The 23013-nt window shown below is 75.4% G+C and carries 20 protein-coding genes; 2 read left to right on the top strand and 18 right to left on the bottom strand.

From position 1 onward, the window contains the following. From IE106_RS10285 to IE106_RS10235, 11 genes are all read right to left on the bottom strand, one after another. A partial coding sequence (locus tag IE106_RS10285; protein ID WP_189532187.1) for a condensation domain-containing protein occupies positions 1-2194 on the bottom strand: 2194 nt, incomplete at its 3' end. Between the two features lie 99 nt (positions 2195-2293). Continuing rightward, positions 2294-2509 carry an MbtH family protein gene (locus IE106_RS10280; protein WP_189532185.1) on the bottom strand — a complete coding sequence of 72 codons (216 nt, stop codon included), beginning with the start codon at positions 2507-2509 and terminating at the stop codon, positions 2294-2296. Positions 2510-2747: 238 nt separating this feature from the next. Next, entirely contained in the window at positions 2748-5066 is a 2319-nt protein-coding gene (locus tag IE106_RS10275) for an MMPL family transporter (protein ID WP_229840225.1), read from the bottom strand. Between the two features lie 203 nt (positions 5067-5269). Continuing rightward, the gene (locus IE106_RS10270; protein ID WP_189532182.1) at positions 5270-5539 is read right to left on the bottom strand and encodes a hypothetical protein; all 270 of its coding nucleotides are present in this window, start codon (positions 5537-5539) and stop codon (positions 5270-5272) included. After that, the gene (locus IE106_RS10265) at positions 5536-5856 is read right to left on the bottom strand and encodes an ArsR/SmtB family transcription factor (protein WP_189532180.1); all 321 of its coding nucleotides are present in this window, start codon (positions 5854-5856) and stop codon (positions 5536-5538) included. The genes IE106_RS10270 and IE106_RS10265 overlap by 4 nt, the downstream gene beginning before the upstream one ends. Positions 5857-5969: 113 nt before the next feature. Next, positions 5970-6539, bottom strand: coding sequence for a DedA family protein (locus IE106_RS10260; protein WP_189532178.1), 570 nt, complete (start codon positions 6537-6539; stop codon positions 5970-5972). A gap of 183 nt (positions 6540-6722) precedes the next feature. Next, on the bottom strand, positions 6723-7478 hold the full coding sequence (locus IE106_RS10255) for a thioesterase II family protein (RefSeq protein ID WP_189532176.1): 756 nt from the start codon (positions 7476-7478) through the stop codon (positions 6723-6725). Then, entirely contained in the window at positions 7475-8047 is a 573-nt protein-coding gene (locus tag IE106_RS10250) for a hypothetical protein (protein ID WP_189532174.1), read from the bottom strand. The genes IE106_RS10255 and IE106_RS10250 overlap by 4 nt, the downstream gene beginning before the upstream one ends. Positions 8048-8218: 171 nt before the next feature. After that, positions 8219-8728, bottom strand: a complete 510-nt coding sequence (locus IE106_RS10245; RefSeq protein WP_189532172.1) for an O-acetyl-ADP-ribose deacetylase — start codon at positions 8726-8728, stop codon at positions 8219-8221. Positions 8729-8757: 29 nt separating this feature from the next. After that, the gene (locus IE106_RS10240; RefSeq protein WP_189532170.1) at positions 8758-10179 is read right to left on the bottom strand and encodes a phytoene desaturase family protein; all 1422 of its coding nucleotides are present in this window, start codon (positions 10177-10179) and stop codon (positions 8758-8760) included. Between the two features lie 122 nt (positions 10180-10301). Then, positions 10302-11132: an inositol monophosphatase family protein gene (locus IE106_RS10235; protein WP_189532168.1), complete on the bottom strand. Its 831-nt coding sequence runs from the start codon at positions 11130-11132 to the stop codon at positions 10302-10304. 167 nt (positions 11133-11299) lie between these two features. Between IE106_RS10235 and IE106_RS10230 the strand changes: the two genes are divergently transcribed. Then, a complete protein-coding gene (locus tag IE106_RS10230) occupies positions 11300-15907 on the top strand; it encodes a hypothetical protein (protein WP_189532165.1) in 4608 nt (1535 codons plus the stop codon). Positions 15908-15970: 63 nt separating this feature from the next. On the opposite strand, the gene IE106_RS10225 is transcribed toward IE106_RS10230, so the two are convergent. The 3 genes from IE106_RS10225 to IE106_RS10215 all read right to left on the bottom strand — a co-directional run bounded on the left by IE106_RS10225 (position 15971) and on the right by IE106_RS10215 (position 17318). Continuing rightward, positions 15971-16141: a hypothetical protein gene (locus tag IE106_RS10225; protein WP_189532164.1), complete on the bottom strand. Its 171-nt coding sequence runs from the start codon at positions 16139-16141 to the stop codon at positions 15971-15973. Between the two features lie 38 nt (positions 16142-16179). Further along, positions 16180-16371, bottom strand: a complete 192-nt coding sequence (locus tag IE106_RS10220) for a hypothetical protein (protein WP_189532162.1) — start codon at positions 16369-16371, stop codon at positions 16180-16182. Between the two features lie 110 nt (positions 16372-16481). After that, positions 16482-17318, bottom strand: coding sequence for an MBL fold metallo-hydrolase (locus IE106_RS10215; RefSeq protein ID WP_189532159.1), 837 nt, complete (start codon positions 17316-17318; stop codon positions 16482-16484). Positions 17319-17495: 177 nt separating this feature from the next. Here IE106_RS10215 and IE106_RS10210 point away from each other — a divergent pair, with 177 nt between their 5' ends. Further along, the gene (locus IE106_RS10210; RefSeq protein WP_189532157.1) at positions 17496-17756 is read left to right on the top strand and encodes a GlsB/YeaQ/YmgE family stress response membrane protein; all 261 of its coding nucleotides are present in this window, start codon (positions 17496-17498) and stop codon (positions 17754-17756) included. A gap of 123 nt (positions 17757-17879) precedes the next feature. Here the strand turns inward: IE106_RS10210 and IE106_RS10205 are convergent, their stop codons facing one another. The 4 genes from IE106_RS10205 to IE106_RS10190 are packed head-to-tail and all read right to left on the bottom strand — an operon-like array spanning position 17880 to position 22480. Continuing rightward, entirely contained in the window at positions 17880-18896 is a 1017-nt protein-coding gene (locus IE106_RS10205) for a TIGR03842 family LLM class F420-dependent oxidoreductase (RefSeq protein ID WP_189532156.1), read from the bottom strand. A gap of 10 nt (positions 18897-18906) precedes the next feature. Further along, the gene (gene hydA / locus IE106_RS10200; protein ID WP_189532154.1) at positions 18907-20310 is read right to left on the bottom strand and encodes a dihydropyrimidinase; all 1404 of its coding nucleotides are present in this window, start codon (positions 20308-20310) and stop codon (positions 18907-18909) included. A gap of 26 nt (positions 20311-20336) precedes the next feature. Continuing rightward, positions 20337-21644, bottom strand: a complete 1308-nt coding sequence (locus IE106_RS10195) for an aspartate aminotransferase family protein (protein ID WP_189532152.1) — start codon at positions 21642-21644, stop codon at positions 20337-20339. Further along, complete coding sequence (locus IE106_RS10190) at positions 21641-22480, bottom strand: nitrilase-related carbon-nitrogen hydrolase (protein ID WP_189532150.1); 840 nt, start codon at positions 22478-22480, stop codon at positions 21641-21643. The genes IE106_RS10195 and IE106_RS10190 overlap by 4 nt, the downstream gene beginning before the upstream one ends. Between the last annotated feature and the right edge of the window lie 533 nt (positions 22481-23013).

The following is a 23013-nucleotide window of genomic DNA, read 5'->3' as shown; positions in this document are numbered from 1 at the left end:
CCACCAGCAGGTCCAGGAACTCGTCGGGCGAGCGGGTCACCTCGCTCGGCACGACGACGAGGGTGCCGCCGTGCAGCAGGGCGCCCCACATCTCGAAGACGGAGACGTCGAAGGCGTACGAGTGGAACAACGACCAGACGTCCGTCTCGTCGAAGGCGTAGTGCTCCTGCGCGGTGGCCATCAGCCGCACCACGTTGGCGTGGGTGAGCGTCACACCCTTCGGACGGCCCGTGGAGCCGGACGTGTAGATCACGTAGATGGCGCTGTCCGGACCCGACAGGGACTCCGGAGGGGTCGCCTCGTACGCGTCGAGCACCGCGCCGTCCCGGTCCAGGACCACCGACTCGCCGTCGAAGACCCCGGCGAGCAGGCCGACCTGGGCCTCGGTGGTGACGACGGTGCGCACCCCCGCGTCGGCGAGGACGTACCCCAGCCGCTCGACGGGGTGGGCGGTGTCGAGGGGGACGTACGCGGCGCCGGACTTCAGGACGCCGAGCAGGGTGGGGACCAGGTCGACGCCCCGCTCCAGGCAGACGCCCACCAGCGACTCCGGCCCCACCCCCAGACCCCGCAGGTGCCGCGCCAACCGGTTCGCCCGCGCGTCCACCTCCGCGTACGTGAGCACCTCCCCACCGGCCACCACCGCCACCGCCCCCGGAGCACGCGCCACCCGCTCCTCGAACAACCCGTGCACCGTCCGCGTGACGGGTCGGGCGCCGAGGGGGCCCGCGGTGACCAGGGCGCGCTCGTCGTCGTCGAGGAGGTCGAGGCGGGACAGCGGGAGCGTCTCGTCGTCGACGGCCTGCTGGAGCAGCCGCACGAAGTGCCGGCTCATGCGGCGCACGGTGTCCTGCTCGAACAGCGCCGTGGCGTACACGAACTGGCCGTGGAAGGTGCCGTCGGCGGCGGAGTTGACCTGCAGTTCCAGGTCGCACTTGGCGACGGAGCCGGTCGCCGCGTACGGCTCGATGGTGAGGCCGGGCAGGGTGACGCGCTCGCCGCCGCGCTCGTGGAGGGTGAACGCCACCTGGTAGAGCGGGGTGCGGGACATGTCCCGTTCGGGCTGGAGTTCGTCGACGAGGCGGGCGAAGGGGACGGCCTGGTGGTCGTAGGCGCCGATCAGGTCGTCGCGGGCCTGCTCGACCAGGTCGGCGAACGCCGGGTCGCCCTGCCAGCGGGCGCGCATCACGAGGTTGTTGACGCCGTAGCCGATGAGGCCCTGCAGTTCGGGGCGCGTACGGCCGGAGGCGACCGTTCCGACGGGGATGTCGCGCCGGCCGGTGTAGCGGGCGAGCAGCGCCTGGAAGGCGGGGAGCAGCACCGAGAAGGGGGTGGCGTTGTGCGCGAGGGCCAGCTTGTGGACCTTCTCCGACAGCCCGTCGGGCAGGGTGAAGGGCACGTCGGCGCCCTCGTGGCCGCGGTGCCCCGGCCGGGGCCTGTCGGCCGGCAGGTCGAGCGGGCCGATCCCGGCGAGCCGCTCGCGCCAGTACTCCAGGTGCGGGGCGAGGGCGCCGCCGGCCTCCTCGGCGCGCTGCCACGCGGCGTAGTCCGCGTACTGGACCGGCAGGGCGGGCAGTGACGGCTCCCGGCCTCCGGCGAACGCCTCGTACAGGGAGGTCAGTTCGGCGAGCAGGACGCGGGTGGACCAGGCGTCGAAGGCGATGTGGTGGAAGACGACGCTGAGGAGGTGGTCGTCCTGCGCGATCCGCAGCAGCCGGGCGCGGACCGGCCAGTCGTGTTCCAGGTCGAAGGGGGTGCGGGACGCCCGCGCGACGAAGTCGGCGGCCCGCCGCTCGCGTTCGGCGGCCGGGACGCCGGTCTGCGGGTCGAGGGGCAGGCCGGCGGGTGCGGGCGGGTCGATGATCTGGGCCGGCTCGCCCCCGGTCGTCGTGTAGCGGGTGCGCAGGACCTCGTGGCGGGCGAGCAGCGCGTCCCAGGCCCGTTCCAGGGCCGGTGCGTCGAGTGCGCCGCGGATCCGGAAGGCGAGCGGCACCAGGTATTCGGCGCTGTCGGGGTCGAGCCGGTTGAGGAACCACATCTGCTGCTGCCCGAACGACAGCCGGAGGGTTCCGTTCCGGTCGGCGGGGGGAATGGCCGGGCGGCGGCCGCGGGAACGTCCGCCGCCGAGCCGGTGGCGGAGGAGCCTCTCCTGAAGGGCGTCGACTTCGGCCTGCTTCTTCTTCTCGACGCTCATCTCTTTCCCGTCCTCCTGCTGCCGCCGCTGTTGAGTGACCCACGGGCGCCCGGCCGCGGGCCGGGCGTTCTCTCTCGGATGTGCCGGGACGGCGCGCGGTCAGCCCGCCGCCTGCTCCATTCGGCGACGCAGGCTCAGGGGGCGCATGTCCGTCCACACCTCACCGATGTGCGCGAGGCATTCGGCGCGTTTTCCCTCGGTGCCCTCCGCGCGCCATCCTGCGGGAAGGTCCCGGTCGGCCCACCAGAGGGAATACTGCTCCTCGTCGTTGACCACGACGCGGTAGACCTGGTCGTCGTCCTGCTCGTCAGCCATGAGAATTCCTTCGCGGTGGACATCGGATAACGGGATTCCTGGTATTCCCCACTCTGCTCGTGCAGTTTTCTCGCGGCCCCGATACTCCGTCTATACCGGAGCTATTCGGCGAAGGGGCCCTCCCGCCGGGCGGCCGGCCGGAGCCGGGCGCCCGGGCGGAAGGGCCCGGGTCGTGCGGTGGTGCGGTGGGACGGCGATGCGGTGGTGCGGTGGGGCGGGGCGGCGGTGCGGGTGCGGGTCAGCGCGGGTCGGCGGACCGGTCGGCGGGCGCCCGCCCCGCGGTTTCGGTGGCCAGGGTCCCGTACGCGTCGGCGGGCGCCGCGGCGGCCGCGGCGACGGGCCGCCGCCGTTCGCCGCCACCGCCGGGAACCCACCCCAGCCACCCGGGCAGCGTCCAGGCCCGTTCGCCGAGCAGGGCCACGGCCGCGGGCAGCAGCACCCCGCGGACGAGCGTCGCGTCGATGAGGATCGCCACCGCCATGCCCACGCCCATCATCTTGTTCTCGATGGCGGACAGCGTGATGAAGACGGTGAACACCGCGGTCATGATGACGGCCGCGCTGGTCACGACGCCCGCGCTGGCGGCGATGCCGCCGACGACGGCGTCCCGCGTGGAGGCCCCCGCCAGCCGGCGTTCCCTGATCCGGCTGAGGATGAAGATGTGGTAGTCCATGCTCAGGCCGAACAGGATGACGAACATGAACAGCGGGAGCCACGCGGCGACGCCGCCGTAGGGCGTGAAGCCGAGCGGCGAGCTGAGCGCGCCGCCCTGGAAGACCCAGGTCAGCACCCCGTACGCGGCGCCCATCGACAGCAGGTTGAGAGCGATCGACACCAGGGGGACGGCGAGGGAGCGGAACACGACCAGCAGCAGGCCGAAGGCGAGGACGAGCACGAAGCCGATGACGAGGGCCGTGCGCCCGCCGAGCTGCTCCTCGAAGTCGTGGGCGAAGGCGGTGCGGCCGCCGACGGCGTAGCCGACCCCGTCGACCGTGCCGAGGGTCGCGGGCAGCGCCACCTCGCGCAGGGCCTCCAGGGCGTCGACGGACGCCTCGTCGGTGCCGGTCCCGGCCAGCGGCACCCGCACCATCAGGACATCGTCGACCCGGACCGTCGACACGGGGCCGGAGAGCCGGCCGTCGCCCGCGGCGATCCGCTCGCGCAGCCGGTCGACGGCGGACAGCACCTCGGGCGTGTCCGGCCGGCCGCCGTCCTCCTTCCAGACGGCGACGCGCGCCGGGGTCGGCGCCCCGGGGAACGCCTCCTGCATGCGGACGGCGGTGTCGACGGTGGGGGCGCTGCGGGGCAGGCTGTTGACGACGGCGGCGTCCTGGAGGCGCATGTCCGTCATGGGGACCGCCATCACGAGGAGCACCAGGGCGGCGGCGCCGCCCCACGCCTTGGGGCGGCGGACCACGGCGGCGGCCAGCCTCTGCCAGCCGCGGGACTCGACGACGGTCGTGCGGCGCTTGCCGAGCCACGGGAGGCGGCCCTTGTCGACGCGGTGCCCGAGCGCGGCGAGCAGGGCGGGCAGCACGGTCACGGAGGCGAGCATCGCCAGGCCGACGACCAGGGCCGTGCCGAGGGTGAGGCCGCGGAAGACGTCGAGGCCGGTGAGGAGGAGGCCGCTGACGCAGACGATCACGGTCAGGCCGGAGACGGCGACGACGTGTCCGGAGGTGCGGGAGGCGATGTGGAGGGATTCGGCGACACCGCGTCCGGCGGCCCGCTCCTCGCGTTCCCGCCGTAGGTAGAACAGCGAGTAGTCGACGCTGACCGCGACGCCCACCAGCAGGATCATGGAGGTGACGGCGCTGTTGACGGCGACCCACTGTTCGAGCACGGCGACCAGGCCGAAGGTGCCGGCGACGGTGGTGGCGGCCAGCAGCAGCGGGATCGACGCGGCGACGAGGGCGCCGAAGACGACGAGCAGGATGATCAGGGTGAGGGGCAGGGAGGTGGTCTCCGCGCTGGCGAGGTCCTCCTTGACGGCGTCGTCGACGGCGCGGGACAGGCTGACGTCCCCGGCCTGGGCGACGCGCACGTCCCGGTGGCGGTCGGCCACGGTCCGCACGGCCTCCGCGACGGTGTCGAAGTGGGCGTCCATCCTGTCGTTCGGGCCGGCGACGAAGAAGGTGACCAGGCCCGAGCGGCCGTCGGCGGAGACCTGCCGTTCCGTGCCGGGGTCCTTCGGGGAGCGCAGTCCGGTGACCGCTCCGGGGGTCTTGGCGAGTTCGGCCACGAGGTCGTCGGCCGCCGCGACGAGTGCCGGGTCGTCCAGGAACTTCCCGCCGCCGCCGTCGAGGGGCTGGATGAGGACGTTCTCCAGGATCGGCTCGTAGTTCCGCTGCGCGTTGACGACGCGCTTGACGACGCCCGACTCGCCCGGGTCGTCGGTGTGGGCCGCCGGTCCCGTCATCAGGGAGCCGGCGAGCACGGCGACGGCCACGAGGGCCAGCCAGCCGCCGACGGCGAGGGCGCGGTGGCGGACGGACCAGCCGGCGATCCGCTCGACGATCGCGCCCTGCCCCTTGCGGTGGGTACCTGATTCGGCCATCTTGGGCCCCGGGGGTGCGCCCGCCCCCGTCGGACCGGACTCTGCCCGGTTGCCTTGCTCACGACGCTGCCTGCTTTTGCGCAGCATGAACTAAAGTTCCTTCCCTGAAGGAGCGATCCGGTGAAAACTCGCCATCGGCGAGGGTGTTGCTTCTTCTCACCGGGCCGTCGAGTTGCCGCTCGACGGCCCGGTATCCGCAGGGGCTACTCGACCTCCTTGAGGATGCGCTCGACCGACCGCATCCGGGTCTGGACGTCCGTCAGACGCTCGTCGATGCCGGCCAGCCGGCGGTCGATCGCGTCCTGGTGGTGCACCGTCTGCTCGGCGAGTCGCCGGTAGGCGTAGTCGCGCGCCAGGATCGCCCGGGCCCGCCAGGTCGCGGCCAGGTTCCAGACGACGATGGTGACCACCACGATGACCATGCCGAAGATACCGATGGCGCCTATGACTTCCTGCCAGCCGTGGTACGTCATGACAGAGGGGTCCTTTCTCCCTCGCCGTCCGGCCGGACGGTTTCGTGCGGGCTGAGGGTCGGCGCCACAGCCGCGATGTCCTGCGGTGTCAAGTGGAGTGCGAAGGGGGTCACTTCGTAGAACTTCATGGCCTTTCCGTCGCTGGATACCTCCAGGTGCGCGGAGACCAGGCCCGCGGCTTCCAGCTTTCTCAGGTGGGCCTGCAGCAGCGCCCGGCTGATCCCCAGCTCCCGGGCCAACTGGCTGACGTAGGTACGCCGTCGGAAGAGCGCGGCCACCACCCGCAGGCGGTGCGGGTTGGCCAGCGTGGCCAGCATGCGCACCAGCGTGTCCCCGTCCGGCGCGGGCTCCGTCACGGCGCACCCCGCGGACCACGCGCCGCGAGCGGCCGCCCGCCCCCCGTCCGTCTCCGGCCCGTCCGCCGGCCCCCTCACCGTGCCGCCCGTTCCGGTCGGCGGCCGGGCCGTCGCTGCACGCCCAGGGCGATCGCGGCGACCAGCAGCGAGACCGCCGGGCCGACCAGCAGCGAAGCGGGACCGCCCCCCGTGACGAACCGCCCGCCGAGGTAGCCCAGGCCGACGGTGTACGACACGAAGAGCGCCTCGGCTATGCCGGCGCCGATCAGGTAGCGGCGCATCGGGTAGCCCACCATCCCCGCGGTCAGCCCGCCCACGCCGCGCCCGGTGGGCACGAAGCGCACGGCGATGACCGCCGGGATGCCGTACCGGTGTATCCGGTCGCTCACCCACTCCAGCATCGAGCGGCGCCGGGCGTCCCGTGACAGCCATCCCAGCGCCCGGCCCCGCGCCCGCCGCCCCACCGTGAAGACGACGAGGTCGCCCAGGACGGCGCTGGTCAGGGTGACGAGCACCAGCAGGGGCAGGCTCAGCCCGCCGGACGCGGCGAGCGCGCCCGCCCCGGCGAGCAGGGCCGAGTTCGGCACCATCGGCGGCACGGTGGCGAGGACGAGCAGCGTGTAGAACCAGTACGAGCAGTCCACGCCGATCAACTCCCTCTGGTCCCCGCGTCCTCACCTGCATACAAACGCTGGCAGGTGCAACGCCCGGGTGCAACCGCCCGCGGGGTGGCCCAGGGAAATCTGCGAGCTGACCCCTAGGGGTCGCGGCGGGAGGGGCTCGGGGTCGCCCCGGGTCCCTCCCCCGTTCCCCGCCGGGCGGCCCGACTACCGCGGCTGCCGGGCGTGTTGGCCCAGGGTGGCGGTGAGGACCGCGACGAGGGGGTCGAGCGCCTCGTCGAAGTAGAAGTGCCCTCCCGCGAGGGTGTGCCGCTCGGCGCCGCCGACGGCGTAGTCCCTCCACGGCGCGAGGTCCCCGGGCGGGACCGAGGCGTCGTCCTCGCCGCCGATCGCGACCAGCGGACAGGTCAACGGCGCGCCGGCTGCGTACCGGTAACGCTCGATCAGCCGCAGGTCGCCGCTGAGCACCGGGTAGGCGAGCCGCCACAGCTCCTCGTCCGCCTCCAGGGCCCGCGCGCCCTCGCCCCCGAGGTCCCGGAGGTAGGCGCGGACCTCGTCCTCCCCGAAGCCGATCCCGCGCGGGACGCGCTCCGCGGGCGCCTTGCAGGCGGAGACGAACAGGGCGGTCAGCGGCGAGGGGAAGCGGGGTCGCAGCCGCCGCGCCGCCTCGAAGGCCACCAGCGCGCCCATGCTGTGCCCGAAGAACGCGGTGGGCCGGTCGAAGGGGGCCTCGACGGCCCGGACGACCTGCTCCGCGAGGGCGCCGACCGACTCCGGCAGGGGGTCGGCGTACCTGTCCTGCCTGCCGGGGTACTGGACGGCCCGCAGTTCGACCCACTCCGGCAGCCGGTGCGCCAGCCCGTGGAAGGCGCTGGCGGCGCCCCCGGCGTGCGGGAAGCAGTAGAGCCGTACGGAGGCGTTCGGGCGCGGCAGGAAGCACCGCAGCGGGCTCGCCGGGGTCACCGGGCGCCCTCGTGCCCGGCCTCGGGGACGCCGACCCCGACGGCCTTCGGGACGGCCTCCTCCCGGGTCCGGGCGCGGGAGGAGGCCCGCCGGCCGCCGTCGTGCTCCGGTGCCCGCGGCCGGGCGTGTGCGGCGCCGGACGGGACGAGGGCGGGGAGGCGCTCCGCGCCGGGGGCGCCGCGGTGTCCGACGCCGAGGCCCACGCGCCCGTCGCCGGCGGTGACGGCCGGCGCCGGGCGGGCGCCGGAGCGGGAGGGGCCGGGCTCCGGCCGGGTCGTGGGCGGGACGACGCGGGGGCGGCCGTGCGCGGGGTCGCCGCAGCGCGGGCAGGGGTGCCCGCCGGGCCGGATCGCGCCGGGCGGGCCGCCGAGGCGGTGGTCGGCGAGGACGCGGCGCACGGCGGCGTGCGCCGTCGCGTGGGGGGACCCGGCGGCGTGCCGGCCGTGGACGAGGCGGAGCCCCCCGTCGTCGAGCACGGCCAGGGCGTCCGGGTCGGTCCCGTCCGCGGCGTGGCCGTGCCGGAGGCGGACGGCGCCGGTGGCGGCGGGAGGGCCGCTGCTGTCGGTCATGGCGGGCGGTTCCTGACGGGACGGGGAGCCCACGGTCGGCTCCGTGCGGAGGAGGGGGAGCGCGGGGAGGGGCCGGGGTCCCGCCACGACCGCCCCGGTACGGCGGTCCCCCAGCCTGCGCGGCCCGGCTATACCCCCGCTATACGCGCCCGCCGGCGCCCGGCGGGCCGTTCAGCCGACCTGCCGGGCGAACGCCTCGTACGCCCGCTCGTCGAACAGCACGAAGACGACCTCCTCGACCGCGGTCCTCGCGCCCCGCACCGTCTCCACCGCGATCCGGGCGGCGTCGTCCATCGGCCAGCGGTACACGCCGGTCGAGATGGCGGGGAAGGCGACGGTGCGCGCGCCGAGTCCGTCGGCGACCCGCAGCGACTCGCGGTAGCAGGACGCCAGGAGCTCCGGGTCGCCGCCGTCCTCCCGGTACACCGGGCCGACGGTGTGGATGACCCAGCGGGCGGGGAGGCGGCCGGCGGTGGTCGCGACGGCCCGGCCGGTGGGGAGGCCGCCGCCGTGGTGGGAGGCGCGCAGCGCGCGGCACTCGGCGAGGATCTCCGGGCCTCCGGCGCGGTGGATGGCTCCGTCCACGCCCCCGCCTCCCAGGAGGGAGGAGTTGGCGGCGTTGACGATCGCGTCGACGCGCCGGCGGGTGATGTCCCCGCGGACCAGGGTCAGTTTCGTCATGGGCCGATCCTGCCCCGTCCGGCGTGACCTCAGCGCGGCTGCCGGCGCAGGTGGCGCCAGACCGCCTTCGCCGCGTTGTGCCCGGACATGCCGTGGACGCCGGGGCCGGGCGGGGTGGCGGAGGAGCAGAGGAAGACCGCGGGGTGCGGGGTGTGGTGGGGGCGGAGGGTGAGGCGGGGGCGGAGGAGGAGCTGGAGGCCGCGGGCGGCGCCGCAGGCGATGTCCCCGCCGACGTAGTTGGCGTTGTGGGCGGCCATCTGGGGCGGGCCGGCGGTGGCGCGGGCCAGGACGAGGTCGCGGAAGCCGGGGGCGAAGCGCTCGATCTGCCGCTCGACCGCCTCGGTGAGGTCGCCCTCCCAGGCGTGGGGGACGTGGCCGTACGCCCAGAAGACGTGCTTGCCGGCCGGGGCGCGGCCCGGGTCGACGAGGCTGGGCTGGGCGGTGATCAGGAACGGCGTGTCGGGGGCCGTGCCGCCGGACGCCTGGCGCAGGGCCGTGTCGATGTCGCGGCTGGACGGGCCGACCTGGACGGTGCCGGCGCGGCGGGGCTCCTCGGCGGCCCAGGGGACGGGGCCGTCCAGCGCGTAGTCGATCTTGAAGACGGAGGCGCCGTACCGGTAGCCGTCGTAGAAGCCGCCGAGGCCGGCGATCCGGGCGAGCGCCGTGGGGGAGGTGTCGAAGATGTAGGCGCGGGCCGGCGGCAGGTCGTCGAGCCGCTTCACCTCGTAGTCCGTGTGGACGGCGCCGCCGAGATCCTTCAGGTACGCGGCGAGGGCGTCCGGGATGGCCTGGGATCCGCCGCGCGGCAGGGGCCAGCCGTTGGCGTGCGCGGCGAGCGCGAAGACGAGGCCGATGGCGCCGGTCGCGAGGCCGCCGAGCGGGGCGATGACGTGGGCGACGAGCCCGGCGAACAGGGCGCGGGCGCGGTCGTCGCGGAAGCGGCGCATCAGCCAGGTGGACGGGGGCAGCCCGTCGAGGCCGAAGCGGGCGAGGGTGACCGGGTCGCGGGGCAGCGCGGTCAGCGGCAGCGCCATGAAGTCGCGGGCGAGCGTGTCCCACTTGCCGGTGTACGGGGCGACGAGGCGGCGGTACGCGCCCGCGTCGCGCGGCCCGAACGAGGCGGCCGTTTCGGACACCGACCGGGACAGGACGGCGGCCGTGCCGTCGTCGAAGGGGTGCGCCATGGGCAGCGGCGCGTGGAGCCATTCGAGGCCGTAGCGTTCGAGCGGCATGGCGCGGAAGGCGGGCGAGCCGACGCCCAGCGGGTGCACGGCCGAGCACGGGTCGTGGCGGAAGCCGGGGAGGGTCAGCTCCTGGGTGCGGGCTCCGCCCCCGATCGTCCCCTTCGCCTCGAACACGGCCGTGGAGAAGCCGCGGCGGGCGAGTTCGACGGCGGCGGTCAGCCCGTTGGGGCCCGCCCCCACGACGACGGCATCGAGCATCGACGGCACCTTCGGACTCCTTCGTCAGCCGATGGCCAGGACAGCCCAGGATAGGACGCCGCGGCCCGCCGCCCGGCGGCGGGCGGCCGTCACCGGGCGGACGGCCGCCGTCGCGGGGGGCCGGCGGGGCGTCACTGGGGGCGGAGGAGGGAGGCGACGCGCGCGGCCGTCGCCTCGTCCCGCGCCGCCGTGAACGGCAGGGCGTTGCCGCCGGTGATGCGGAACGGGGCGCCGTCGATCGTGCGGTGCGCGCCGCCCGCCTCGGTGACGAGGAGGAGCCCGGCCGCGTGGTCCCAGGCGTACTCCCACGTGAAGGCGACCGCGTCGGAGGCGCCGCGCGCCACCGCCAGGTACTCCAGGCCCGCCGAGCCGCACGGCCGGGGGGCGACGCCCTCGACGGCGAGCCCCTGGAGGGCGTGCTTCTGGGCGGGCGTGGTGTAGTCGGGGTGCGCCGTGGCGACCCGGAGCGCCGCGTCCGGCTCGGGCGCGCCCGCCAGCAGCGCCTCGCCGTTCAGCCGGGCGCCCCCGCCCCGTACGGCGACGGCCATCTCGCCGAGCGCCGGCGCGTACGTCCAGGACGCCAGGAGCCTGCCGTGCCGGGCGAGGGCGACGAGCGTGCAGAAGCCGGGTTCGCCGTGGACGAACTGGCGCGTGCCGTCGACCGGGTCGACTATCCACACGGGCGCGTCGCCGCGCACCGCGTCGTACACGCCGGGGTCGGCGTGGACGCCCTCCTCCCCCACCACGACGGAGCCGGGCAGCAGCGCGGTCAGGGAGGCCGTCAGACGCGTCTCGGCCTCGCGGTCGGCGATGGTGACCAGGTCGTGCGGGCCGGACTTCTCGTCGACCTCGTGCGCGGCCAGCTGCCGCCAGCGGGGCATGACCTCGGCGGCGGCGGCCGCGCGGACCGCGTCCTCGACGGCGGACAGGAAACCGGTGTCGTCCAGAAGGTCATCGATCATGCGTCCATCACACCACGCCCCACTGACGGCCGGGGTTCCCGGAGGGCGACGCCCGGTGGCGCGGGCGGCCCGCGGCGACACCCGCCGTTCCCCCGGGGTTCGCCGCCGGCGCCCGACTCCCCTCCCGGGCGGGGGCGTTGTCGGTGGGGCCTGCCAGGATCGTCGGCATGAACGTCCACGTCCCGCTCCCCTCGGAGCTCCACAGGTCGCAGGTCTACGTCGACTGGGTGCGCGCCCACGATCCGGGCGCGGAGCCCGCCGCGCTCGCGCTGCTCGACGAGGTGGGGCGGGGGGTGCACCGGGCGCGGGAGAAGCCGGGCCGGTTCGTGGAGGACCTGGAGCGGCGGGTGCGGGAGCTGCCCCCGGCGCACCGGCCGTGGTTCTGGGACACGGTGGCGCACCGGCTGTGCGGCTGGAACGACCGGTACGCGGGGCGGGCGTTCGCCCTGGCGAGGAAGGCCGAGCGGGAGCACACGCTGCCGGTGGACACCGCGTGGCACGCGGCGAACGTACGGCTGCTCGCCGGGACCGGGGCGCTGCCCGCGAAGGAGCTGAGCGACCATCAGCGCCGGCTGGCGTCGGCCCTGGACGCCGGGGAGGCGCACGAGGAGTTCGTGCGCGTCCTGACGGCGTGGGCGGCGTCCCCGGGCGAGCTGCCCGCCGACCTGGCCCGCCGGGTCCGGGCGTCGGCCCGCGCCGCCGGGCTGGGCACGGCGGAGGACGCCCGGGTCCTCGCGCGCGTGGTGGCCGGCGCGCGCGGCAAGGCCCTGCCGGACGTGCTGCTGGACGCGGTCACGGCGCTCCTGGCGGAGCATCCGCAGGACGACGGGGTGCACGCCGCGCTGGTGGACCTGTTCCCCGACTCGCGGGGGGACGCGGCGGCCTGGCTGCGGCTGCTGCTGCGGTCCGGGGCGGCCGACGCCGTGGTGGCGGGGCGGGTGACGCCGGAGGGCGGCGTCGCCGGGTGGCTGGGCCGGTACACGCGGATGTACTCCCACGGGCGGCGGGGCGGGGGCGTGTTCCGCCAGCGCATGCCGGAGGAGCTGTTCGACCTGGTGGCCCGGTTCGCGCCGCGGCTGCGCGCGGCGGAGGTGCCGGTGCGGCTGCACGAGGACCGCTACCGCTACCCGGGGCTCGACGCGGACCTGCTCGACGCCTGCCTGGCCGAGGGCGTCGCCGTGGAGGACCCCGGGGACGCGGTGCGGCTGGAGTTCTGGGGCGAGCGGTCCCGGCGCGACCTGAAGGCCCTCGCCGCCGACCCGGTGTTCGGGCGGCGGCTGGAGGGCACGGTCCACGCCGGGCTGCGCGGGGGCGGCACGGCGATCACGCGGTTGCCGGAGAACGCGGGCATCGCCGCGGAGGTGCGCGCCCGGGTCGAGGCGCTGCTGGGGGAGGTGCGCGGCGGCGGGATCGCGGCGGCCGACGAGGCGGTGGACGCGCTGGCGAAGCTCCTGGACCGGCCGACCGCGACGGCGCTGGACGGCATCGAGGAGGCGCTGGCCGGGCTCGACCTGACCGGTCCCCTGGCGCGCGCCCTGCGGGCCGGGCTGCCCGAGGAGCTGGGCTGGCCCGCGCTGGAGGCCGTCACCGAGGAGTTCGGACCCGGCGGGGTGCGCGGGGTGACCTGCACGTGGCCCGTGCTCACCGTCTACGGGCGGGACCGGGCCGTCGCCGTCGACCAGGCGGGGCGGCGCGCCGCGTGCGCGTTCACCGTCCCCGAGGACGCGACGACGCACGTGGCGCACTTCGCGGGCGGCCGGTTCCTGGTGAGCTGGACGGCGGAGGAGGGCGGCTGCGGGACGCACGCCTTCTGGTCGGACCGGCCGGACGAGGTGTTCGAACCGGAGCACCGGATCGGCCTGCGGCCGTTCGACGGGCTTGTCGACGGCGCGTTCGGCTTCCACTTCGCCTCCTCGGACGGCGGCGGCCGGCACGACGGGAACCGGGTGCTGCGGCCCGGCGACCGGCACGGCGTCGACCACCGCGAGCTCCAGATGAGCGACGGGACGCGGTGGTGGAGCGCCAGGGTCTTCCGCGGCGACTGGGAGCGGGTCGACCCGGTCACCGGCGCGCTCCTGGGGGACCGCACGCTGCCCGCGTTCCACCGGGACGGCGGGGTTCCGCCGGGGTGGTCCGTGTTCTCCGACTCGCTCACGCTGGCGGCCCTGCCGGAGGGCGCGCCGCCGTCGCCGCTGGGGCAGGACGGGCGGCTGGTCGGCTGCCGCGTGCTGTACCGGACGCCGTACGCGGGGCCGTCGCCGCGGGACTTCCTGCTGGAGGGCGTCGACGGCCGCCGGGCCCGGTTCCGCGGCGCGGAGCCGGGACGGCGCCCGTGGGGCGTCGTGCGGATGCCGGCGGGCGGCGAGGACGCGGTGCTGGTCGATCCGGACAACGTACGGGTGCACGCCGCGGAGGACGGCTCGCTGCTGTGGGAGGCGCACGGCTTCCCCGGCGGCGAGCGGCACACGTGGCGCAGGCCGTCGGGGCACGCCGTCGGACCGGTGCCCCCGCCCGCGTACTGGCACTTCCTCACCCCGCGCGACGAGGCGGCCTCCAAGGCGCTGCGCGCGGTGGGCGACGACGCCGTGCGCGCGCTCCTCGCCGCGGGCCGCGACGGCGAGGGGGCCGTGCGGGCCGAGCTGGCGCGCGTCCTGCCCGAGGTGGCCGAGCCGCGCGTGGCGGCCGGTGCGGTGCGGGTGGCGCTGCTCGCCGCGGACGTGCTGCGGCGGCGCGAGGAGCTGTCGCGGCGCGTGGCCGTGATGCGGTCGGGCCCGGTGGTGACGCTGCCGGACGAGGTGCCCGACACGGTGCTGCTGCCCGCGCTGTACGGGCTGCTGCCCGAGCTGCGGCCGTACGAGGCTCACACGGCCCGGCCGCTCCCGGCGACGCTCACGGCGGTCGCGGCGGACGGCCGCCGGCTGCGCGGGGAGATCGACGACGAGACGCGCCTGCTGGCCCTGCCGGCGCCGCCCGGGGAGTGGGCGGCGCTGACGGGCCGGATCGACGCGGTCGGCTGGCGGGCGGCGGTGGGGACGACGACCGACGGGGAGCGGGCGGCCCTGGCGGCGCTGCTGCGCACGTGGAGCGGGCAGCCGTTCGCCGAGCGCGGCGGCCGGTGGCGTACCGGCAGGGCGCCGTACGAGGGCCTGGACGCCTGCCGGGCCGCCGGGAGCGTGCTGGTCACCGGCGCGGAGCGGGGCGGCACGGCGCGGTTCCTGCAGCGGGCCGCCGACCCCGTGCCGGACGGCGCCGAGGACGTGGTGACGGTCACCGTCGACCGGGACGACGCGGCGCGCCTGCCGCGGCTGCTGGAGCTGGTGGAGCGGCACGGCCCGCTGTCGCCGGCGCCGGAGGCGCTGGACGCCTTCGCGCGGCGGACGGGTGTGCGGCGGCCCGTCGCGGCGCTGGTCCTGGGCGGGCTGCCGCGCCGCGAGCGGTACGACGACGACCGGAAGATGCTGCGGTCGAAGCCGTACGCCGCGACGCGGGCCGTCGCCGACGCGTACGCGTCGCTGTGGCACCGGCTGGGCGCGCGGGGGCGTGCGGAGGTCCTCGCCGCGGGCATGCCGGAGGACCCGGCGGAGCTGTGGGCGCGGGGCGGGACGACCGCGGCCGCCGAGCGGATGGCGGAGGTGTGGACCAGGCTCCTCGGTACGGCGGTGTACGTCGACGAGGACCTGGCGGGCGCGGTGGAGGAGGAGCTGGGGCTCGGCCCGGACTGGGCGCGGAGCCTGGCCACCGGGGAGCCGCCCGCGGAGGTGCCGGGATCCGGCGGCGCCGGGTTCGTGCTGGTCGAGGACGGCAGGGGCGGGCTGACCGTGTACGAGGCGGCCGAGGACGGCACGGCCGGCGCGTACGTGGGGCCGCGCGTCGTGGACGGGCGGCTCGTCTCCCTCGTCCTGTGGGCGCTCACCGAGCGGCCGGCCGGCGACCCCGCGTCGGCCGCCGCCGCGGCGCTCCACGGGCGGCTGCGGGAGCTGCTGGACGATCCGCGGACGCTCGTCCCCCTGTACGGGGAGTGGAGGCTGGCGAAGGCGCTGGCCGCCGACCCGGACGTCCCCGCGTACGCGGGCCCGGTGCTGCCCTGCCCGAGGCCGCGCGCCGAGGGGGCGACGGCGGTGACCGGCGTGTACGACGACGGGACGTTCGTCGTCGCCCTGCCCGGCGGTGACGCGTTCCTGCGGACGGCGGCGCTGGGCGATCCGGAGCGGCTGGAGCGGGCGGCGCGGCTCTGCGGCGAGCTGGAGCGGCCGGTGCTGCTGGAGAGGATCGACCGGTTCCGGGAGATACGCGACGGCGGGGTGGCCCGCATGGTGGAGCGGGCGGCGGCGACCCCGGTGGGGTCGGGCGGGTACGAGCTGAACCCGGCGCTGAGCGTCCCGTCCCTGGTCGCCGAGGCGGCCGGTGCGCTCGGGGTCGGCGCGGACGCGGCGGCGCTCTACCTCCAGCTGCTGGCGCTGGCCCGGCCCACGGACCGGAACGTCCGCCGCTGGAACGGCTGGTCGCCCGCCCGGCACAAGGCCGCCCAAGCGGAGCTGGTGGCCGCGGGCGCCGTCGAGACGGGCCGGCGGGCCCGGGCGGGGCGCACGGCGTTCGTACCGGGGCCGTGGACCGAGGTGAAGGCCCCGGACCTGCCGTTGGAGACCGCGAAGCTGGCGGCGTACCGGGCGTCGGTCAGCCGCAAGGAGGTGTCGTCGGTGGGGGTCCGGCTGCTGCCGCCGGTGCCGCCGCACGAGCTGTTCGCCGAGGCGTGGGCCACCCGGCCCGCGGTCTAGCGGACGGCCGGTGCGCGTGCCGCCGCGGCGGTACGCGCACCGGGTCCGGTCCCGCGCGTCGTGTCAGGTCTCGTCCCGCACGTCGTCCGGGCTGAGCCCGGCTTCCTCCATCGCCTCGCTCAGGGTGCGCCCGGTGGCCCCGTTCTCCTGCCCGGTGCGTGTGCCTTCGGCAGGCGTCTCGACGACGTCGTCGGTGGACGTCGTCTTGGGGCGGTTCTCCTCGGGAACGGTCACGACTTCTCCTCGCGTGTCTCGCGTGTGTGCGGGGTGGCTCAGGCCGGGTGGTCGGGCTGCTGTTCGGGGGGCGTGCCGCCGCCCTTCCCGCCGCCCTTGTTCCCGCGGTCCGTGCCGTGGGCGCGACCGCCGGCCCCGGTGGGTTCCGCCGCCTTGCGGGCCTGGCTGTCCTCCGGGGTGCCCCCGCCCTTGTCGCTGCGCCGCAGCTCGGGCTGTTGTGGATTCGGCATCGGCACTGCTCCTTCCCGTGGTGCTCGCCGAAACGGCTTGCCGATCACACGGGTAGCCGCACGATTCCTTACGAAACGTGCGAAACGGCCCGCGGCGGGGTCCGGGGCGGTCACCCGGCCGGATCGGGGCCGACCGTGACGCGCTCGCCGCGCCCGCACCTCAGGAGGCGGGTGCCGTGGCCGCGGCGTTCGGCCTCCGCGAGGAAGGCGGACAGCGGGGAGCGGAACACCGGGTAGTCGTCGTAGTGCACCGGCAGCGCCCGGCGGGGGCGGATCATGTCGAGCAGGTCCGCCCCCTGCTCGCCGTCCATGGTGACCACCAGGCCGCCGGGCAGGGTCGTGCCGCCGAGGTGCACGACCGCCAGGTGGATGTCGGGGAACCTCCGGGTGATCTCGCGCAGGCCGTCGTACACGAGGGTGTCGCCCGTCACGTACACGACCAGGCGGACCTCCCCGGAGCGGTCGCCGAACTCCAGCAGGCTGCCCATCACCGGCGGCAGCAGCGCCCGTGCCGGCCCCGGCGCGTGCCGGCCCGGCAGGGAGGTGACGCGGACCGAGGTGTCGCCGTGGAGCAGGGTGTGGCTCTGCCAGGTGCGCAGCCCGGTCGCCCGGCGGAAGCCGAACAGCCCCCGCAGGACGCGCGAGGCGTGCGGGGTGGTCAGGAACGGCAGGCCGCGGTCGAGGCGGCGGCGCGCCTCCCGGTCGAAGTGGTCCCCGTGCAGGTGGGACAGGACCACGGCGTCGAGGTCCCGCTCCGGGAGGTCCAGCTCGTCGAGGGCGGGTTCGGTCCGGCGCCGCGACACCAGCCCGTACCCCAGGTGGGCGAGCTGCCCGCGGTGCAGGAAGTTGGGGTCGGTGAGCAGTGTCGACTCGCCGTAGCTGATCAGCAGGGTCGCGTTGCCCACGAAGAGGATCTCCGCGGTGCCTTCGGCCGCCGGTCGTCCCATGGCGCCTCCCTGAACGTCGCCGCCCGGCCCGGGTAACCAGGGCGCGGGTCCTCTAACGCCGCGGCGCGGTGTCCGGCGGCCACCCGGGGATTCCCGCGAAGGGCGATGCTTACGACCACCGCGGGCGGGCACGAGGAAGGACACCCGAAGGTCGGGGCAGTGAACGGAAGGAGTGTCGTGTCGTTCCTCTGGGCCATCATCGCGGGGTTGATCATCGGCTTGCTGGCGAAGCTGGTCGTTCCCGGACGTCAACCCATCCCCCTGTGGCTGACGGTGCTCCTCGGCATCCTCGGCGCCGTCGGCGGCAACGCGCTCGCCACCGCCTTCGGGGTGCGTGACACCGGCGGCATCGACTGGATCCGCCACCTGTTCCAGATCGGCATCGCGGCCGTCCTCATCTCCCTCGTCGCCCCCTTCTGGGCCCGACGGCACGCCTGACCCCGCGGTCGATGGCCGGGGCGGTCGGACACAGTGACGCTGTGTCCGACCGCCCCGGCCATCGGCCTTCCGGACGGCGCGCACGCGCGGGCCGGCCGCGCCGGGTGCCGGCGCGGCCGGCCCTCAGGTGCCGAGCGCCGGGATGACCTCGGAGCCGTACGCGTCGATCGCCGCCTCCTTCGCGTCGTGCATGCCGTAGAGCGCGAACTGGTCGACGCCCAGCGCCCGCAGCGCCCGCAGTCTGGCGACGTGGGCGGCCGGCGGGCCGATCAGGCAGAAGCGGTCGACGATCTCGTCGGGGACGAAGGCCGTGGAGGGGTTCCCGGGCCGCCCGTGATGGCGGTAGTCGTAGCCCCGGCGCTCCTTGACGTACGCGGTGAGGGCCTCGGGCACCAGGCCGGAGTGCTCGCCGTAGCGTGCCACCAGGTCCGCGACGTGGTTGCCGACCATGCCGCCGAACCAGCGGCACTGCTCCCGGGCGTGCGCGAGGGCCTCCGGCGAGTCGTCGGCGGTGACGTAGGCGGGCGCGGCCACGCAGACCGCCAGGCCGGCGGGGTCGCGCCCGGCGGCCGCCGCCGTCTCCCGGACCGCCCCGACCATCCACTCGGTCAGGTACGGATCGGCGAGCTGGAGGATGAACCCGTCGGCCTTCCGCCCGGCCAGGGCCAGCGCCTTCGGCCCGTACGCCGCCATCCACACCGGGAGCCGCCCGTCGCGGACCCAGGGCAGCCGCAGCGGCTGCCCGTCGACGACCGCCTCGCGGCCCTCGGCGAGGTCGCGGATCGCGGTGACGGCCTCGCCGAGCCGCGCCAGGGTGACGGGCTCGCGGCCGGCGACGCGCATCGCGGAGTCGCCGCGCCCGATGCCGCACACGGTCCGGTTGCCGTACATGTCGTTCAGCGTGGCGAACGTGGAGGCGGTGACCTCCCAGGTGCGGGTGCCCGGGTTGGTGACCATCGGCCCCACCGTCAGCTGCCGCGTGTGTTCGAGGACGCGGCTGTGGATGACGAACGGCTCCTGCCACAGGACGGCCGAGTCGAAGGTCCAGCCGTAGCGGAAGCCGTTGCGTTCCGCGCGCCGCATCAGCTCGACGACCCGGGAGGCCGGCGGGTCGGTCTGCAGGACGAGTCCGAAGTCCATCGGGGCCTCCTCAGCCGAGGTACTGGCAGGTGGCGCGCGGCGTGTACACGCCGTGTCCGGCACGGCCCGTGTACGTGCGGCGGTCGATGACGAACTCGCCGCGCGACAGGACCGTCTCGACCCGGCCGGTGACGGTGCGGCCCTCGTAGGCCGAGTAGTCGACGTTCATGTGGTGGGTGCGCGCGGACAGGGTCTGCGTGGCCGACGGGTCGTAGACGACGAGGTCGGCGTCGGAGCCGGGCGCGACGGTGCCCTTCTTCGGGTACAGGCCGAACATGCGGGCCGGGGCGGCGCAGGCGATCTCGATCCAGCGGCGGCGGCTGATGTGCCCGTCGACGACGGCCTGGTGGAGGAGGTCCATGCGGTTCTCGACGCCCGGCAGCCCGTTGGGGATCCTGGAGAAGTCGCCGCGGCCCAGCTCCTTCTGGCCGCGGAAGCAGAACGGGCAGTGGTCGGTGGAGACGACCTGGAGGTCGTCGGTGCGCAGCCCCCGCCACAGCGCGGCCTGGTGCTCCCGCGGCCTGAGCGGGGTGCTGCACACGTACTTGGCGCCTTCGAAGTCCGGCTCGGCGAGGTCGTCGGCGGACAGGAAGAGGTACTGCGGGCAGGTCTCGCCGAAGACCGGCAGCCCCTGGTCGCGGGCGGCGACGAGTTCGGCGAGGGCCTCCCGGGCGGAGACGTGCACCACGTAGAGGGGCGCGCCCGCGACCCGGGCGAGCTGGACGGCGCGGTGCGTGGCCTCCGCCTCCAGCAGGACGTGGCGGGTCTCGCCGTGGTGGCGGGGGTCGGTGTCGCCCCGGGCGAGGGCCTGTTCGACCAGGACGTCGATGGCGGGTCCGTTCTCCGCGTGCATCATGACCAGCCCGCCGTTGAGGGCGGAGCGCTGCATGGCGCGCAGGACGCGGCCGTCGTCGCTGTAGAACACGCCGGGGTAGGCCATGAAGAGCTTGAAGGAGGTGACGCCCTCCTCCACCAGCAGGTCCATCTCCTTGAGCGAGGAGTCGTGGACGTCGGAGAGGATCATGTGGAAGGCGTAGTCGACGGCGCACCTGCCGTCGGCCTTGGCGTGCCAGGCGTCGAGCCCTTCGCGCAGGGTGTGGCCGACGGCCTGGACGGCGAAGTCGACGATGGTGGTGGTGCCGCCCCAGGCGGCGGCGCGCGTCCCGCTCTCGAAGTCGTCGGACGCGAACGTGCCTCCGAAGGGGAACTCCATGTGGGTGTGGGCGTCGACGCCGCCCGGGATGACGTACCTCCCGGTGGCGTCGATGGTGCGGTCGGCGGTCCACGCCGCGGCGGCGGCGCTGCCGTGGGCGGCGAGCGCGGCGATCCGGCCGTCCTCGACGAGGACGTCGGCGTGGGTCTCCTCGGCGGCGGTGACGACGAGGCCGCCCCGGACGAGGGTGCGGGTGCTCATGGTGTGTCGGCCCTTTGCTCGTGGGCTTACCGGAGGGTGCGCAGGGCCTGTTCGAGGAGGGCGGCGCCCTCCTCGGCCTCGGCGACGGTGAGGGACAGCGGCGGGGCGACGCGCAGGACGCTCGTGTCGTGGCCGCCGCCCTTGCCGATCAGCAGGCCGCGTTCCCGGGCCGCTTCGAGGACGGCGGCGGCGGCCTGCGGGTCGGCTTCGCCGGTGGCGGGGTCGGCCAGTTCCACGCCGATCATCAGCCCGCGGCCGCGCACCTCCCGTACGCGGTCGATGCCTGCGCCGATGGCGCGGAGCCGTTCGATGAGGAGGCCGCCGACGCGCCGTGCGTTGCCCTGGAGGTCGTGTTCGAGGAGGTACGAGAGGTTGGCGAGGCCGGCGGCCATGGTGACCGGGGAGCCGCCGAAGGTGGAGATGGAGTGGGCGGTGAGGCAGTTCATCACCTCGGCGCGGGCGACGACGCCGCCGATGGACATGCCGTTGCCGATGCCCTTGGCGAAGGTCAGGATGTCCGGCGGGCCGCTCGCGGCGTGCGCCTGCCAGCCCCAGAAGTGCTCGCCGGTGCGGCCCCAGCCGGTCTGCACCTCGTCGCTGATCCACAGGATGCCGTGCCGGTTCAGGACCTCGCGGAAGGCCGCGTACAGCCCGTCGGGCGGGGAGGTGAAGCCGCCGACGCCCTGGATGGGCTCGGCGATCAGCGCGGCGACGTCCCCGGTCTGGCCGATGAGGTCTTCCAGGTCGGCGACGCAGGCGGCGGTGAAGTCGGCGTCGGACAGGTGCGCGAAGGGGCCGCGGCCGCGCACCGCGCCGTGTACGTAGAGCGTGCGCAGCCCGGAGTGGCCGGTGGTGGCCCAGGTGCGGTTGCCGGTGACGGAGACGGCGGAGAAGGAACGGCCGTGGTAGCTGTTGCGCATCGCCAGGATCTGGTGGGTGCGGCGGTACGCGGTGGCCAGGAGGAGCGCGGTGTCGTTGGCCTCGGTGCCGGAGGTGGTGAAGAAGACCCGGGCCTCGGGGATGCCGGAGAGGGAGGCGACGCGTTCGGCGAGCTCCACCATGGGGCGGTCGAGGTAGAGCGTCGAGGTGTGGAGGATCCGCCCGGCCTGCTCGGTGACGGCCTTGGTGACCTCGGGGAGGGCGTGGGCGGTCAGGGTGGTGAGGATGCCGCCGAAGAAGTCGAGGTAGCGGTTGCCCTCGGCGTCCCAGACGTGCCGGCCCTCGCCGTGGGTGATCTCGATGGGCTCGTCGTAGTAGAGGGACAGCCACTCGGGCAGGACCGCCCGGTGGCGGTCGTGGAGGTGCCGGTGGGCGTGGAGGGTGCGGTCGTTCACGGTCGTACCAGTCCTTCGTACGCGTCGGGGCGCCGGTCCCGGTAGAAGGCCCACTGCTTCCGTACGTCCTCGATGAGCCCGAAGTCCAGGTCGCGCACGAGGAGTTCCTCCTCGTCGGAGGCGGTGTCCCCGACGATGCGGCCGCTCGGGTCGACGAAGTAGCTGGTGCCGTAGAAGTCGTCGTCGCCGTACTCCTCCCGGCCGACGCGGTTGACGGCGGCGACGTAGTAGGCGTTGGCGACGGCGGCGGCGGGCTGCTCCAGCTGCCAGAGGTGGGCGGAGAGGCTGCGGTGCGTGGCGGACGGGTTGTAGACCAGCTGGGCGCCGTTCAGGCCGAGTTGGCGCCAGCCCTCCGGGAAGTGGCGGTCGTAGCAGATGTACACGCCGACGCGGCCGACGGCGGTGTCGAAGACGGGCCAGCCGAGGTTGCCGGGGGTGAAGTAGAACTTCTCCCAGAAGCCCTTCAGCTGGGGGATGTGGTGCTTGCGGTACTTGCCGAGGTAGGTGCCGTCGGCGTCGATGACGGCGGCCGTGTTGTAGTGGAAGCCGGGTCCCTCGGTCTCGAAGACCGGGGCGACGACGACCATGCCGGTCTCGCGGGCCAGGTCCCGCATGCGGCTCACGGTCGGGCCGTCGGGGACGGGTTCGGCCCAGCGGTAGTGCTCGGTGTCCTGCACCTGGCAGAAGTACGGGGCGTTGAACACCTCCTGGAATCCGATGATCCGCGCGCCCCGGCGGGCGGCCTCGCGGGCGTGCTCCTCGTGTTTGGCGATCATCGAGTCGGTGTCGCCGGTCCAGGTCGCCTGGACGAGCGCGGCGCGCACGGTCGGGGACATGAGCTGCTCCTTCGGCACGGCGTCAGAGAGCCTCTACGCACGTAGAGCGGTGCGTAGGAGGAGAACGTAAGCCTCGTCACATCGCGGAGCAAGACCGCCGCCGCCTCCCGCCGGACTCGATCGCGTTTCATACCCAAGTGGTCCATAACGATCGCTTCTCGCTGTGCCGCCGAACGGCTCCGATACCGCTCCGGTACCGCTCCGGGGCGGTTCCCGAGCGGCCCGGGATCAGCGGGTGACGAGGCCGGCGACGCGCAGGGCGTGGACGAGCGCCGGCCCGCGCGCCGGGGCGGCGGCGCGGACGGCGGCCGGCACCTCGGACACGGGGCCGTGCGCCTCCCCGCCCCGCCCCCGGGCCCGCGGCCCGACCAGCGCGGCGACGGCGTCCCGTACCGCGGCGCGTCCCGCCGCGTCCCCACCCGGGACCGGGGTGCGGCGGGAGCCTCCTCCCGGCCTCTCCCCCGGCCCCGCGCCCGCCCCCGAACCGCGCGGCGCGCGGCGCGGCGACGGGCGCCGGACCGGGGCCGGGCGCC

The sequence above is a fragment of the Streptomyces roseolilacinus genome (assembly GCF_014649335.1).
Classification (GTDB): Bacteria; Actinomycetota; Actinomycetes; order Streptomycetales; family Streptomycetaceae; genus Streptomyces; species Streptomyces roseolilacinus.
Note: the sequence above shows the minus strand (reverse complement) of the source record. Positions and strands in the feature narration are given on the sequence as shown.